The organism is Streptomyces sp. NPDC031274, assembly GCF_055570235.1.
Map to the genome: position 1 here is coordinate 124,364 of NZ_JBVIHP010000026.1, position 15,005 is coordinate 139,368.

Annotated in this window: 10 protein-coding genes; 3 read left to right on the plus strand and 7 right to left on the minus strand. The window is 71.7% G+C overall.

All coding sequences use genetic code 11. The annotated features are described in order from the left end of the window. Positions 1 to 67: 67 nt before the first annotated feature. From ACZ5CR_RS33850 to ACZ5CR_RS33860, 3 genes are all read right to left on the minus strand, one after another. Positions 68 to 1,273 carry a spore photoproduct lyase family protein gene (locus ACZ5CR_RS33850; protein WP_468864625.1) on the minus strand — a complete coding sequence of 402 codons (1,206 nt, stop codon included), beginning with the start codon at positions 1,271 to 1,273 and terminating at the stop codon, positions 68 to 70. Between the two features lie 51 nt (positions 1,274 to 1,324). Continuing rightward, positions 1,325 to 2,908: a cryptochrome/photolyase family protein gene (locus tag ACZ5CR_RS33855; protein ID WP_468864627.1), complete on the minus strand. Its 1,584-nt coding sequence runs from the start codon at positions 2,906 to 2,908 to the stop codon at positions 1,325 to 1,327. Positions 2,909 to 3,053: 145 nt separating this feature from the next. After that, positions 3,054 to 4,466 (minus strand): GntP family permease, encoded by a 1,413-nt coding sequence (locus ACZ5CR_RS33860; RefSeq protein WP_468864630.1) that lies wholly within the window; start codon positions 4,464 to 4,466, stop codon positions 3,054 to 3,056. Between the two features lie 439 nt (positions 4,467 to 4,905). On the opposite strand from ACZ5CR_RS33860, the gene ACZ5CR_RS33865 reads away from it, so the two are divergent. From ACZ5CR_RS33865 to ACZ5CR_RS33875, 3 genes are read left to right on the plus strand one after another with little or no spacing between them, the layout of a single operon-like run. Further along, complete coding sequence (locus ACZ5CR_RS33865) at positions 4,906 to 6,156, plus strand: sensor histidine kinase (protein WP_468864676.1); 1,251 nt, start codon at positions 4,906 to 4,908, stop codon at positions 6,154 to 6,156. Further along, the gene (locus ACZ5CR_RS33870) at positions 6,153 to 6,659 is read left to right on the plus strand and encodes a sensor histidine kinase (protein WP_468864633.1); all 507 of its coding nucleotides are present in this window, start codon (positions 6,153 to 6,155) and stop codon (positions 6,657 to 6,659) included. Before ACZ5CR_RS33865 ends, ACZ5CR_RS33870 begins: the two co-directional genes overlap by 4 nt. Continuing rightward, a complete protein-coding gene (locus ACZ5CR_RS33875; protein WP_468864635.1) occupies positions 6,656 to 7,360 on the plus strand; it encodes a response regulator transcription factor in 705 nt (234 codons plus the stop codon). Before ACZ5CR_RS33870 ends, ACZ5CR_RS33875 begins: the two co-directional genes overlap by 4 nt. Positions 7,361 to 7,405: 45 nt before the next feature. Here the strand turns inward: ACZ5CR_RS33875 and ACZ5CR_RS33880 are convergent, their stop codons facing one another. From ACZ5CR_RS33880 to ACZ5CR_RS33895, 4 genes are read right to left on the minus strand one after another with little or no spacing between them, the layout of a single operon-like run. Continuing rightward, positions 7,406 to 8,767: a sulfate adenylyltransferase subunit 1 gene (locus ACZ5CR_RS33880; RefSeq protein ID WP_468864637.1), complete on the minus strand. Its 1,362-nt coding sequence runs from the start codon at positions 8,765 to 8,767 to the stop codon at positions 7,406 to 7,408. Continuing rightward, positions 8,767 to 9,714 carry a sulfate adenylyltransferase subunit CysD gene (cysD, locus tag ACZ5CR_RS33885; RefSeq protein WP_468864640.1) on the minus strand — a complete coding sequence of 316 codons (948 nt, stop codon included), beginning with the start codon at positions 9,712 to 9,714 and terminating at the stop codon, positions 8,767 to 8,769. The genes ACZ5CR_RS33880 and cysD overlap by 1 nt, the downstream gene beginning before the upstream one ends. Next, entirely contained in the window at positions 9,714 to 10,340 is a 627-nt protein-coding gene (gene cysC, locus ACZ5CR_RS33890) for an adenylyl-sulfate kinase (protein ID WP_468864642.1), read from the minus strand. Before cysC ends, cysD begins: the two co-directional genes overlap by 1 nt. 25 nt (positions 10,341 to 10,365) lie before the next feature. Next, on the minus strand, positions 10,366 to 15,003 hold the full coding sequence (locus ACZ5CR_RS33895) for a non-ribosomal peptide synthetase (protein WP_468864644.1): 4,638 nt from the start codon (positions 15,001 to 15,003) through the stop codon (positions 10,366 to 10,368). Between the last annotated feature and the right edge of the window lie 2 nt (positions 15,004 to 15,005).

The window sequence follows — 15,005 nt, forward strand, 5'->3', positions numbered from 1 at the left end:
ACCGAACTGGCGGAGGACGTCCACTCCGAGCACGCTGTCGGCGACAAGGTGGTCCGGTCCGGTCCGCTCAGAAGGCGTACCTGACGCGCAGCCACGGTGCGTGCGCCGCGAGGAGTTGCTGGATGCGTGTCAGGGCCTGCTGCTTGATCTCCAGGGAGTAGCGAACGTTCACGGCCCCGTTCTGGGAGCGCTTGGTCTCCTGTGCGGTCGGCTGCCACAGCACGTCCTCGGCGCGGGGGTGCCAGCCCAGGTTGACCTCGTGGAGCTGCTCATTGTGGGTCAGCATGATGACCTCGGCCGCCGCCTGCTCCTTCACGCGGGCGGGCAGGACGTCGTCGAGGTGGGTGAGCAGGTCGGCCCAGTCGCGCTGCCACCCGGGGCGCAGGACGACAGGCGAGAGGTTGAAGTGGACCTCGTATCCGGCGTCGAGGAAGTCGGCGGCCGCGGCGATCCGCTCGTCGATCGGGCTGGTGCGGATGTCGAGGAGGCGGGCGTCGTCGGGCGGCATGAGGGAGAAGCGCACGCGAGTACGCCCCCGCGGGTCGAGGGCGAGCAGGTCGGGGTTGACGAACTTGGTCGCGAAGGAGGCTTTGGCGGTCGGAAGGCCGCGGAAGGCGGCGACGAGATCTGCCGTGTTGTCGCAGACCAGGGCGTCGACGGAGCAGTCACCGTTCTCGCCGATGTCGTAGACCCAGGCCTGCGGATCGCACTGGTTGGGTTCCGCCTTGGGGCCCTGGGCACGCACGTGACGCCGGACATGGGCCACGATCGCCTCGATGTTGGTGAACAGCGTGATGGGGTTGGCGAAGCCCTTGCGGCGGGGCACGTAGCAGTAGGCGCAGGCCATCGCGCAGCCGTTGGAGGGGCCGGGCGCGATCCAGTCGGCCGATCTGCCGTTGGGGCGCGTGGTGAGGGTGTGCTTGACCCCGAGGACGAGCGTCTCGGTCTTGATGCGGACCCACCGGGCGATGTTGCCGTCGTTGCCGTGCAGGGCGGGGATGTTCCAGTGGCTGGCGACCTCTGTCACGCGGGCTTGCGGCAGCCGGGCCATGATCTGCTGACCGCGCGGTGAGTCGAGGGCCGCGGGCTCGGCGTAGACCTCGCGTACGTCGAGCATCCGGCGTGCCTGGGGGCTGTCCCGGAACAGCCCGTGCGTGGCCTGAGCCGTTCCGGCCTGAGCCGTTCCGGCCTGGGCCGGTGGGGCCTCCGACCATCCGAAGAGGGCTTGCTGCTCGGGCTCTCCCGAGGCGGGCTCTCCGGCCGACTGACCCACGTGCTGTTCCTCTCCGCCGCTTCTTGTCCGCTCTTATCCGCTCCAAGGGTCTCAGTCCCGGCGCTCGCGCTCCTGCTCAAGGAGCTCATCGAGATCGCGGAGGCGGTCGAGCCCCCGTACGGCCTGGGACATCCGCGCGTTGTGTTCGAACCGGTCGCGATGCCGGTGCAGAAGGTTCCAGTACCCGGCGGTGAAGGGGCAGGCGTCCTCGCCGACCCGTACGGACGGCTTGTACCGGCAGGGGCCGCAGAGGTCGCTCATGCGGTCGATGTACGCGCCGCCGGACGTGTAGGGCTTGGTGGTCATGCGGCCCCCGTCCGCGTACTGCGACATGCCCACCACGTTCGGCACCATGACCCAGTCGTAGCCGTCGACGAAGCTGCGGTGGAACCAGTCGGTGACGGCCCGGGGCTCCCACCCGCGCTGCAGCGCATGACTGCCCAGGATCATCAGGCGCGGAATGTGGTGCGTCCAGCCCGTCTCCCTGACCTGCCGCACGGCGTGGGTCAGGCAGTTCGCTTCGGTCCCGTCCGGGGACAGTTCCGTGAACCAGTCGGGCAGTGGCGCGTGATGGCGCAGGGTGTTGCTCTCGCGGTAGCGCTTGCCGAAGTACCAGTAGACGTGCCAGACGTACTCGCGCCAGCCCGCGATCTGTCGTACGAAGCCTTCGGCGCTGTTGAGCGGCACGTCGCCGGACCGCCATTGCGCCTCGGCCCGTTCGACGCATTCGGCGGGGTCGAGGAGGCCGAGGTTGAGCGACGAGGAGAGCAGGCTGTGGCTCATCGTCACGTCCTCGGCGAGAATCGCGTCCTCGTACGCGCCGAACGTGGCGAGCCGGTGTTCGACGAAGCGGCGGAGCGCGGCGAGTGCCTCGCGGCGGGTGGCGGGGAACCAGCGTGGCCCGTCCTCGCCGACGAACTCGACGTCACCGTCGCGCTCCCACCGGTCGAGATCGGCCCGCACCTCGCCGTCGATGTCGCTCTCCCGGGGGTGGTAGGGCGCGGGAACGCCCAGGTCGGCGGCGCCTTTGGGCGGGGGCTGCCGGTTGTCGTGGTCGAGGTTCCAGCGGCCGCCTGCGGGCCGGTCGCCCTCCATCAGCAGGTCGTGCGACTGGCGGACCCAGCGGTAGAAGTCCTCCTGACGGAGGTGTTTCGTGCCCCGGCCGTCCGCCCAGGCCTTGAACTCGTCGTGCGTCACGAGAAATCCGCGGGCCGGCAGCACCCGTACGGAGGGCAGCGCGCGCACGAAGGCGCCGGCCGCGTGGGACGTCGGGTGGTGCACGGTCACCGGGGTGTCCCCCACTGCCTCGCGCAGGCCCTGGCGGTAGGTGTCCGCCTTGACGTACCGCACGCGGTCACCGAGCTCGGCGGCCCGATGGCGCATCGCCGAGAGGATCAGGTGGGCCTTGGCACGATGGAACCGCCGCCGCCGGAAGACGCCGCGGGCCTCGATCATGAGGAGCGGCGCGTCCCTGTGCGGGCCGCCCCGCGCCGGGTCGACGAAATGGGGACCGAGCTGGTCGCCGAAGAGCCAGTGGGGGGTGCCGGGCTCCCGCGCCTCCCCCGTCTTCTCGGCCTCGTCCGCCTTCTCCGTCTTCTCCGTCTTCTCCGCCTTCTCTGCCTCGTCCGCAGTCATGCCGAGCGCTCCGTTGACGATCTGTTGCCGGGCCGGACGCGATCCGCGACACGACGCTTCCCTCACAGATCAAAGCGCACGACGACGGAGGCGGTACGCGGCACACGCCGGGCAGGGCACCGTCGCGTACGTCATGTGCAGACGGTCAGGCCAGCGTCGACACCAGCAGCGCCATCAGCAGTCCGCAGACGCTCACGATGGTCTGGATGGCCGTGTGGGACTTCGTGGCCTGGCCCAGTGTCATTCCGAAGGACTCCTTCACCAGCCAGAAGCCCGCGTGGTTCACGTAGTTGAGGCCGATCGAACCGGCGCCGATGGCCACCACGAGCAGCGAGGTGTGCAGGCTGCTGCCGCCCTGTGCGAGAGGGGCGAGTATGCCTGTCGCGGCGACGATGCCGACCGTGGCGGAGCCGGTGGAGAAGGACAGGAGCAGGGCCATCAGCCAGCCGAGCACGATCACGTTGATGTGCATGCCGGATGCCGCGGACTCGACGGCCTGGCCGATCCCCGAGTCCTCCAGGACCTGGTTGAACGCCCCGCCGCCCGCGATGATCAGCAGGATGCCCGCGACGGCCTTCAGGCTGTCCGCGAGCGAGGAGCGGATCGAGTCCGGGGACAGGCCGCTGCGGTAGCCGAGGGCGAACAGTGCGAAGAGGAAGCCGATGAGCATGGCGATCACCGGCTCACCGGTGAAGGTCAGGACGTGCCGCACCTGGCTGGACTCGTCGTACGCGAGTTCCGCGATGGTGCGCAGGAGCATCAGGACCACGGGGACCAGTACGGCGGCCAGGGCCCAGCCCGTGCGGACCTTGTTCTTTCGCGGTTCCTGAGCCTCCGGGGACTCCTGAGCTTCCTGGGGCTCGTCGCCGGTCCCCGTGAATTTGGCTATCAGCTCCGGGTCGGGGCGCACGTCCAGGCGCGGGGCGATCCATCGGCCGTACACCGGGCCCGCGATGATGATCGTGGGGATCGCGCAGACCAGGCCCACGGCGATGGTCATGCCGAGATTCGCGTGCAGGCCCTCCACCGCGACCAGCGGGCCGGGGTGCGGGGCCACCATGCCGTGCAGGGTGGACAGGGCGCCGATCGCGGGCGCCGCCAGGTACACGTACGGGGATCCGTTGATCTTGTGCGTACGTTCCAGGCGCCGGGCCACGCTGAAGATCAGCGGGAGCAGGACGATGAGGCCGATCTCGAAGAACATCGGGATGCCGATGACGAAGGCCGCGCCCGTCACGTACCAGGGCAGCGAGCGGGCGCTCGCGCGGTCGACGATCAGGCGGGCGATCCTGTCCGTGGCACCCGATGCCGAGAGCAGCCGTCCCAGCATCGCGCCGAACGCGAGCGTGACGCCGACGTCGCCGAGGATGCCGCCCGCGCCCGACTCAAGGGACTCGGCGATCTTCTCGACCGGCTGTCCGGCCGCCAGGGCGACCCCGACCGAGACGGCCATCAGGGCGATGAAGGGGTGGAACCGGAGCCGGGAGTTGATCAGCGTGATCAGCGCGGCGATGGCTGCCGCCAGGATGATCAACAGCGTCCACGTGTGGCCCGTCACAGTCGGCCTCCCGAGCGGCCGTCGGGGCCCGTGGACAGGCCTGTACGCGGGCGTGATGCGGTGAGTGCCGTCGTCATTGAGGAAACTCCTGGTATGCGGCTCGTTGTGTCCCGGCGGGAACGTATCGGCCGGTCGCCCGGCGCCTCCAGGTTGTGCTCGTAACCCGTGAAACCCCTGTTCTGAGCGTTCTGCGCATTCTGTGCACGGTCCGCGCCGGGGTTACCTTCGGTTGGTGAGAATCGTCGAACCGCCGGGGCTGGAACGCCCCCGGCCGCGGTCCAGGCCCCGGCCCAGGCTGCGGCCCCGGCTGCGGCTGCGGACCCAGGTGCTGCTCCTGCAGTGCGCGGTGGTCGCGGTCACCCTCGCCGCGGCTTTCGCCGCCTTCGCGTACTCCAACGAGCACCGGCTCGACCGGGAGTACCAGCTGCGTGCGCTCGCGGTGGCCAGGACCATCGCCTCGGAGCCGTCCGTCCGGCGCGCCACCGCCGAGTTCTCCGCGGCCAACGACCGCCCCGGAAGCGGCGCGGCGCACACCGCGCGTGCGACGCTCGCCAAGGGCACGGCGCAGACCGTGGCAGAGGCCGCGCGGGTCAGGACCGGGTCACTGTTCGTCGTCGTCACGGACGACCGGGGCATCAGGCTCGCCCACCCGGAGCACTCACAGCTGGGCAGGAAGGTGAGCACCGACCCGTCCGGCGCGCTCGCCGGAAACGAGGTCCTCGCGCGGCACCGCGCCCACCTCGGTGAAGAGGTCGTCGCGAAGGTCCCGGTGTACGCCCCAGGCTCGGCCACCGAGGTCGTCGGCGAGGCGAACGCGGGGCTCGCCGTGTCCGCCGTACAGGCCCAGTTCCTGCGCGTCCTGCTCGGTGGCCTCGGCTGGCTCGTGGTCGCCCTGCTGCTCGGCGTCGCCGCGTCCGCGCTGCTCGCCAGGCGGTGGAAGCGTCTGACGCTCGGGCTCGAACCGGAGGAACTGGCCGGGCTCGTGCAGGAACAGGAGGCGGTCCTGCACGGCATCGGCGAAGGCGTCCTCGCCCTGGACACGGAGGGCAGGGTCACGGTCGTCAATGACGAGGCGCGTCGGCTGCTGCTCGTGCCCGACGCCGCCTCCGGCCGTGACCTCGGGGAACTGGGGCTGACTCCCCGGGTGGTCGACGCGTTGCGCAGCCCCAGCCCCGGCCCCGGCCCCGGACACGGGCCCGGACACGGACACGGACACGCTCAAGGTCCTGTCATGACCGCTGTCGGCGAGCGGGTGCTTGTGATCTCGTCCCGCAAGGTGCGCCGGGACGGGCGCGATCTCGGCACGCTCCTGACCGTCAAGGACCGTACCGATGTGGAGTCCCTGACGCGCCAGCTCGACGCGGTGCAGGCCATGAGCTCGGGGGGGGGGGGGGGGGGGCACGACCACCCCCCCCCCCCCCCCCCCCCCCCCCCCCCCCCCCCCCCCCCCCCCCGGCCCCCCCCCCCCCCCCCCCCCCCCCCCCCCCCCCCCACGAGTTCGCCAACCGGCTGCACGTCGTCTCCGCGCTCGCCCACGGCGGGCACCTCGCCGAGACCACCGAGTACATCGACACGATCCTCGGTACGGGGAGGCTCGGCGAAGCGCTGCCGGGCATCGACGCGGTCCGTGACTCCTACCTGCGCGCCTTCCTCTCGGCGAAGGCCGCACAGGCGCGGGAGGGCGGCGTGACCCTGGTCATCGGGAGCGCCACCTGGGTCGACGGCACCCTCGACGCGCCCGTGGATGTCACCACCGTGTTCGGCAATCTCGTCGACAACGCGATCGACGCCGCCCAGCACGGGCGGCGGGCCGCCAAGTTCGTCGAAGTGGAACTCATGACGGAGGAGACCACCTTGCTCATCACCGTCGCCGACACCGGTGACGGTGTCCCGGTCGACCCGGCCGCCCCGGCCGCCCCGGAGGCGGAGGACAACGTATTCCGCGAAGGCGTGTCCACGAAGAACCACGCCTCGGTCGTCGGCGGACGGGGCATCGGCCTCGCCCTGGCCCGCCAGATCGCCCGCACCAGGGGTGGTGACGTCTACATCGCGGAAAGCGGTGGCCGCCCGACGGCCGACGCCGACGCGACTGTCGACCGGACCCCCGAACAGATCTCCGGCGGCGCGGTGTTCGTGGCCCGGCTCCCCGATGTCATGGAGGCGGGACGAAGGAAGAAGGACGAAGGACGATGACTGACCGCGCAGCCGCCGACCGCGAGCCCCTCTCCGTCCTCGTGGTCGACGACGACTTCCGCGTCGCCGGTATCCACGCCTCGCTGGTCGAGGAGGTGCCGGGCTTCAGGGTGGCCGGTACCACGCACACCGCGACGGCGGCGCTGGAGGCCGTCGACGCCTTCACGGCCGCCGGGGCCACCGTCGATCTGGCCCTGGTCGACGTCTATCTGCCCGACGGTTCCGGCATCGACCTGCTGCGCCGCCTGGACTGTGACGCCTTCGTCCTCAGCGCGGCGGCCGAGGGGCCCGTGGTGCGGCGCGCGCTGTCGGCGGGGGCACTGGCGTATCTGATCAAACCGTTCCCGCCGGAGCTGCTCGCCGAGAAGCTCCGGGGCTACGCCCGGTTCCGGCAGCTGACGGATGCGGAGTCCGTGGACCAGAGCACCGTCGAGAGCACGTACCGCGCGCTGCGGGAGACCGTCGGCCGCCGCCCCGACCGTCGGCCCACCACCACCCGTACCGTGACGGCCGACGCGGTACTGACCGCCGTACGGAACTCTCCTACGTCGCTGTCCGCGGGGCAGGTCGGCGAACTGATCGGCGTCTCACGGGCCACCGCGCAGCGCTACCTCGCCTCGCTCGTCACCTCGGGCCTCCTGCGGATGAGCCTGCGGTACGGGACCACGGGGCGTCCCGAGCAGGAGTACCGGACGCAGTGACGACCTGCCCGTACCCAAGTCGGGTGCGGGCAGGCCGACTTGGCGTCAGTCGGTGGAGAGGTCCTCCTCCCCCGCCATCCCGGCGGCCAGCGTCGTGCCGTCCGCCGGGTCGATCAGGAGGAACGAGCCCGTGCGGCGCGAGTCGGCGTACGCGTCGAGCGCGATCGGGTCCGCGGTGCGCAGCACCACCCGGCCGATGTCGTTGGCCGCCAGCGAACCCGGCTCGGGGCTGCGGCTGAGGTCGGCCAGGGTCAGCCGGGACGGGATGTCCTTGACGATCGCCTTCACGGTGCGGGTGGTGTGCTTCAGGAGGACCCGCTGCCCCACCGTGAGCGGCCGGTCGGCGAGGTGGCAGACGGTCGCGTCGACGTCCTGGGTGACCGCGGGAGCGCAGGAGCTCGGTGCGATCAGGTCGCCGCGCGAGATGTCGATGTCGTCGGCGAGCAGCAAGGTCACCGACTGCGGGGCGCGGGCGCTCGCGCTCGGCTCGCCGAGGACGTCGATGCCGGTGATGGTGCTGGTCCGCCCGGCGGGCAGCACCGTGACCTGCTCGCCGACCCGAAGGACCCCGGACGCGATCTGGCCCGCGTAACCGCGGTAGTCGCGGTGTTCGGCGCTCTGCGGGCGCACGACGTACTGGACCGGGAAGCGGGCGGGCACCTCGGTGGCACGGCCGCCCACCGCGACCGTCTCCAGGTGTTCGAGGACGGTGGTGCCCGCGTACCAGTCCATGTTCGCGGACGCGTCCACCACGTTGTCGCCGAGCAGCGCGGAGACCGGGACGGCCGTCACGTCGTGGATGCCGAGCGACGCCGCGTACGTGGTGAACTCGTCGGCGATGGCGGCGAACGCCCGCTCCTCGAAGCCGACCAGGTCCATCTTGTTGACGGCGAGCACCACCTGCGGGACGCGCAGGAGCGCGGCGACGGCGGCGTGCCTGCGGGTCTGCTCGACGATGCCGTTGCGTGCGTCGACCAGGATGACCGCCAGTTCGGCGGTGGAGGCGCCGGTGACCATGTTCCGGGTGTACTGCACGTGGCCGGGGGTGTCGGCGAGGATGAAGCGGCGTCGCGCGGTGGCGAAGTAGCGGTAGGCGACGTCGATGGTGATGCCCTGCTCGCGTTCCGCGCGCAGGCCGTCGGTGAGCAGCGCGAGGTCCGGTGTCTCCTGGCCGCGCCTCAGGGAGGCCGCCTCCACGGCCTCCAGCTGGTCGGTGAAGACCGACTTGGAGTCGTGGAGCAACCGGCCCACCAGGGTGGACTTGCCGTCGTCGACTGATCCGGCGGTGGCGAGGCGCAGGGTGTCGACGGCGGGTGCGACGGGCTGTGTCGGCACGGCGGGCGGTGTCGGCGTGGCGCCGGTGGCGGTGGCGGTCGCTGCCGCCGTCCTCAGGTCGATCGTGGTCATCAGAAGTACCCCTCGCGCTTACGGTCTTCCATGGCGGCCTCGGACATCTTGTCGTCGGCGCGGGTGGCGCCGCGCTCGGTGAGACGTGACGCGGCGATCTCGGTGATGACGGCGTCCAGCGTGGTGGCGTCGGAGTCGACGGCGCCGGTGCAGGACATGTCGCCGACCGTGCGGTAGCGGACGAGCCGCTTCTCGACCTTCTCGCCCTCCCTCGGGCCGCCCCAGTCGCCCGCTGTCAGCCACATGCCGGAGCGCTGGAAGACGTCCCGCTCGTGCGCGAAGTAGATCTCGGGGAGTTCGATGTTCTCGCGGGCGATGTACTGCCAGACGTCCAGCTCGGTCCAGTTGCTGAGGGGGAACACGCGGACGTGTTCGCCCGGTGCGTGGCGGCCGTTGTAGAGCTGCCACAGCTCGGGGCGCTGGCGGCGCGGGTCCCACTGCGAGAACTCGTCGCGCAGGGAGAAGACGCGCTCCTTCGCGCGGGCCTTCTCCTCGTCACGGCGCCCGCCGCCGAACACCGCGTCGAAACGGTGCTCCTGTATCGCCTCGGTCAGCGGCACCGTCTGGAGGGGGTTGCGTGTCCCGTCCGGGCGTTCGCGCAGCTTGCCCGCGTCGATGTACTCCTGCACGGACGCCACGTGCAGGCGAAGACCGGACCGCAGGACCGCGCGGTCACGGTAGTCGAGCACCTCGGGGAAGTTGTGCCCGGTGTCGACGTGCAGCAGGCAGAACGGCACCGCGGCGGGGGCGAACGCCTTGCGCGCGAGGTGCAGCATGACGATGGAGTCCTTGCCGCCGGAGAACAGGATCACCGGCCGCTCGAACTCCCCCGCCACCTCACGGAAGATGTGCACCGCCTCGGACTCCAGGTCGTCGAGGTGGGTCAGCGGGGCGGGGGGCGCCGTCGTCAGAGCCGTCGTCGTCAGCTCGCTCGTCAGGGTGGTCATCACACCAGCCCCCTGTCGGCCAGCAACGCCCAGACCGCGTCCGCCGAATCCCGTTCGCTCCTGCGGTGGGTGTCCAGGCGCAGTTCGGGGCGTACGGGGATCTCGTAGGGGTCGTCGACACCGGTCAGGCCGGTCAGCTCGCCGGACGCCTGCCTGGCGTACAGGCCCTTGACGTCGCGGGCGCCGCACACCTCGACCGGGGTGGCGACATGCACCTCCAGATAGGCGGCGTCGCGGGCGGCGTGGCGGGCGCGGACGGCGGCGCGGCTGTCGGCGTACGGCGCGATCACCGGGACCAGTGCGATCACGCCGTTGGCGGCGAGCACCTCTGCCACCAGGCCGATCCGCCGCACGTTGGTGTCCCGGTCGGCGCGTGAGAAGCCGAGGTCCGCCGAGAGGAAGCGGCGGATCTCGTCGCCGTCGAGGACCTCGACGCGGCGGCCCGCGGCGCGGAGCCGGTCGGCGAGGAGTCCCGCGATGGTGCTCTTGCCCGCACTGGGCAGGCCGGTCAGCCAGACCGTGGCACCGCAGGTGCAGTGGCAGGGAGCCGGGGCTGGGGGGAGGTGTGGAGGGGCGGGCGCGGTCTCGGGCCTGGCCGTGGTCGTCGTGGTCACAGTGGTGGTCACTCTCCTGGTGGGTTGGGCCCGGTTCTCAGGCCGTCGCCTCGGTGGGGACGGGGGTGGCAGCGGGGTCCTGACGGGTGCCGCGGTAGCGGCTGCGGTCGGCCCTGCGGACGGGCGCGCGGACGGTGACCTGCCGAGTCGCCTCCTCGTCGATGTGCGCGGCGAGCGCCGCGACCGTCGGGTGCTGGAAGAAGGCGCCGAGGCGTACCTCGGTGCCGCACGCGTCGGCGAGCCTGGCGGTGACCCGGGTGGCGAGCAGCGAATGGCCGCCCAGTTCGAAGAAGTTGTCCAGGGCGCCGACCCGGCTCACCCCCAGGACGTCCGACCAGACCGTGACGACGGCCCGCTCGGTGGGGGTGCGCGGCGCGACGTACACGGCGGTGGTGGCGTCGCGTCCCGCGCTCGGCTCGGGCAGCGCCTTGCGGTCGAGCTTGCCGTTGGCGCTCAGCGGCCAGGCGTCGAGGACCAGGAAGTGCCGCGGGACCATCGACTCGGGCAGCCTGTCCTGGAGGTGGGCACGCAGCTCCGGCACGAGCGAGCTGCGCCAGGCGGCCTCCATCGGGTTATTGGAGTACGCGGCCCAGCCCCGGTCGGGGGCCCGCAGCGGCAGCTCGCGTACGGGACGCAGGGCGCGGTCCGCGTCCCGTGTGAGCAGTACGTCGAGGTGGCCGGGGCGCTCTGGACGCAGCGCCGGCACCACCTCGTACCCGAAGTCGGCCACCGCGGCGGCCAGTTCTGCCGGGTCGAGCGCGTTGTCGCCCCGGGCGGCGTCGAGGTCGGCGGCGAGCCGCTGGTCCGCGACGTCCGGGATCAGTACGCTCTCGGGCCGTTCGGCGTCGAGGCGCGCCGCGAGATCGGCGACGGGCGCGCAGGACCAGGTGGCCGGTGCGTCGGCGGGCGGTGCGGTCTGTGCGTCGCCGGGCGGGGTGGCCTGTAGGTCGGCGGGCCGGGTGGCCGGATGCTGGTCCGCGAGGTGCAGAACCGCATCGTAGCGGTACTTGACCAGCTCGTTGCGGTGGTGGCCGCGCTTGGCGAGCAAGGAGACGCCCTCGATCTCGGGGCGGTCACCGGCGAGCGCGGTGAAGAAGTGGGGGTCGATGACGAGTTCGGCGTCCTGGGCGACCCGCTCGGCGACAGCCCGCTCGAACTCCTCCCCTTCCTGGCCCTGTTCTTCCTGCTCACTGCCGGAATCGGTCCGCTGGAGCGAGGCGTGGAACGTGTCGAGCAGCGCGTGGTTGCGTACGTCGCCCACGATCACCGCGCCGCCGGGCCTGACCACGCGCAGCGCCCGCGTCAGGACGTCGGCGAGGTAGTCGGCGTTGGGGAAGTACTGGGCGACCGAGTTGATGAGCACGGTGTCGAAGCTGTTGTCGGCCACCCCGTCGAACTGCTCGGCCGAGCCGTGCACGAGCTCCACCTCGCCCGAGCCCGGCGGCAGCAGGTGCAGCTTGTCGGCCAGGTCGCGGACGGCGACCTCGGAGACGTCGACGGCGCGGTAGTACTCGGTGTGCGGGGCGATGGGGAAGAGCAGCAGGCCGGTGCCGCAGCCGATCTCCAGGACCCGGCGGTGCGGCAGCGCGAGCACGCGGTCCACGATCGAGTCGACCCACCCGTGCATCTCGTCCGCGCCGAGCGGCTCCCCGGTGTACGAGCTGATCCAGCCGGAGATGTCGAACGTCGGGTCGGCGGTCTGCTGCTCGCCTGCCCGGTAGATCTGGTCGAAGACCTCGCTCCACCGGTCGACCTGCGCATCGTGCCCGGCGGCGGCGGGCTTCGCGGACTTGGTGAGGTAGGCGACCAGCTGGGGTGTGCCGTCCGCGTCGGGCGCGGTGGTGACGAGGACCTGGTCGACCGCGTGGTGGCCGACAAGCGCTGCCTCGACCTCGGCGGGTTCGATGCGCTGCCCGCGGATCTTGATCTGGTTGTCGAGGCGGCCGAGGTACTCGACCGCGCCGTCGGCCCTGCGGCGCACCAGGTCGCCGGTGCGGTAGAGCCGCTCCCCCGCCTCGAAGGGGTCGGGCACGAAGCGGTCGGCCGTCAGACCGGGCCGCCCGTGGTAGCCGCGCGCCAACGGCACGCCACCGATGCACAGTTCGCCCGCGACGCCGATCGGCTGCATGCGCAGGGCCGCGTCGAGTACGTGGATACGGGCCCCGGTGATCGGGGTGCCGATCGGGACCCGGCCGGTGACCGGAGCGGTGACGTGGTGGGCGGTGACGTCGATGGACGCCTCGGTCGGCCCGTACAGGTTGTGCAGCTCGGCGTGCGGGAACAGCGCGTGGAAGCGACCGGCGACCTCCGGTGTCAGCTCCTCGCCGCTGCACACCACGCGGCGCAGCTCCGGCAGCGCGGCGCCCACGGTCCCGGCAGTGCCCAGAGTCTCCGCGGTGTCGAGGAACACCTTCAGCATGGAGGGCACGAAGTGGGCGGTGGTGATGCGGGCGGCAGCGGTGGCCCGCGCCAGGTACTCGGGGTCGCGCTGGCCACCCGGGTCGGCGAGCACGATCCGGGCGCCGGTAAGGAGCGCCCAGGTCAGCTCCCATACGGAGACGTCGAATCCGATCGGCGTCTTGTGCAGCACCCGGTCGGTGGCGTCGAGCCGGTACCGCTCCTGCATCCACAGCAGCCGGTTGGTGATGGCGTGGTGGGAGTTGGCGGCGCCCTTGGGGCGGCCGGTGGAGCCTGAGGTGAACAGGACGTAGGCCGGATTGCGTGGGTCGACCGCGACGGCGGGGCGGGTCGTGGGCCGGGTCGCGAGGTCGTCGGCGATGTCCTCGACACGGACGATCACCACGTCTGAGGCCATGCCCGCGAGCACCGCGTCCGCGCCCGCCGATGTCAGCACCAGAGCCGGACGTCCGTCCGCCACCAGCTGATCGATCCGCTCCGCCGGGTAGGACGGGTCGAGCGGCAGATACGCGGCGCCCGCCTTGAGCACACCCAGCAGCACCGGAATCAGATCGCGACCACGCTCCAGGCACACGCCCACAAGCGACTCGGCACCCACCCCACGCTCGCGCAACCACCACCCGATCCTGTTCGCACGCTCGTCCAACTCGCCATATGAGTAAGACCACTTACCGGCATCGCTCACACCATCACCGCACACCGCCACCGCCGCCGGATCCACGTCCACCCGGCGCTCGATCAGCTCGTGCAGCAGCGCGGGGGCGAAGGGTGCGACACCGAGACCACTGAACTCACCTATGCGGGCTGCCTGTTCGCGGCCCATGACGTCCAGGAGGTCAATCCGCGCGTCGGGGTTCTCGACGGCGGCGGTCAGCAGGGCGATCACGCCCTCGACGAGACGTTCGGCGGTGGACCGGTCGTACAGCTCGGAGGAGAACTCCAGGGCGCCTGCGAGCGAGCCGTCGGCGGTGAGCGCCAGTTCCAGCTCCAGGTCGAACTTGGCGGTGCCGGTGTGCTGCGGCACCACCTCGAACGTGACGTCGGGCAACCGCACTTCGGGGTAGGGCGTGTTGTGCAGGACCAGCATGTGGTTGACGAAGGGGATGCGGCCCGAGCTGTGCCGTTCGGGGCTCAGCTCCTGCACGATCCGCTCGAAGGGCAGGTCCTGGTGGGCGAAGCCGTCGAGCGCGGTCTGCCGGGCCCGCCGCACCACTTCACGGAACGAGACACCGCCTCCCACGTCGACGCGCAGCGCGAGGGTGTTCACGAAGAAGCCGACCAACGGCTCGAGCTCCGTACGGGTACGGCCCGCGACAGCCGTGCCGACCACCACGTCACCACGGCCCGACCAGCGGCCCAGGACCGCCGAGAACGCGCCGAGCAGGCCCATGAACAGGGTCGCCGACTCGTCCTCCACGAGCCGGGTGAGGCCCGCGACCACGGGGGCGGGCACCTCCACGCGTACGGAGTCGCCCGCGAAGGAGTCCACCGCCGGACGGGGCCGGTCGCCGGGGACCTCCGGGGCGGTCGCGCCGTCGAGCTGTCCGCGCCAGTAGGCGAGCTGACGCTCCAGGCGCTCGCCGGTCAGCCACTCGCGCTGCCAGAGGGCGAAGTCGGCGTACTGCACGGGAAGTTCGGGGAGTTCGTCGGGACGGTTCGACACCCTGGCCGCGTAGGTCTCGGCGAGTTCGTCGACGAGGACGCCGAGCGACCAGCCGTCCACCACGATGTGGTGCACGCACAGCACGAGCACCCACTCGGCGTCACCGAGCCGGATCAGGGAGCCACGCAGCAGCGGGCCTTCGGCCAGGTCGAAGCCGCGCTCGTTCTCCTGCCGCACCCGCTCGCGCACCGGGTCCTCAGCGCCGTCCGGGGCCTTGCCGCCGTCCCGCGCCTCGGTGACGGGCAGCGTCACCGGCGTCGCGGGCCGCACGATCTGGTGGACCGTGCCGTCGGCCGCCGAGCGGAACACGGTGCGCAGCACCTCGTGCCGGGCCACCACGTCGCCGAGCGCGCCCTCCAGGGCCGATACGTCCACGGCGCCGCGCAGCCGGACGAGGCCGGTCATCGAGTAGAGCGGCGATCCTGGCTGCATCCGGTCGAAGAAGTGCAGACGCTCCTGCGCGTACGAGAGCGGGGCCGGGGCCGCCGGGTCGGGGCGGCGCTCGATGGCGCTCGACCGGCGGGCCACTCCCTGGCCGTCGAGGAGCTGATCGAGGAGTTTCTGCTGTTCGGCGGAGAAGGGCGCGAGGGCCATCG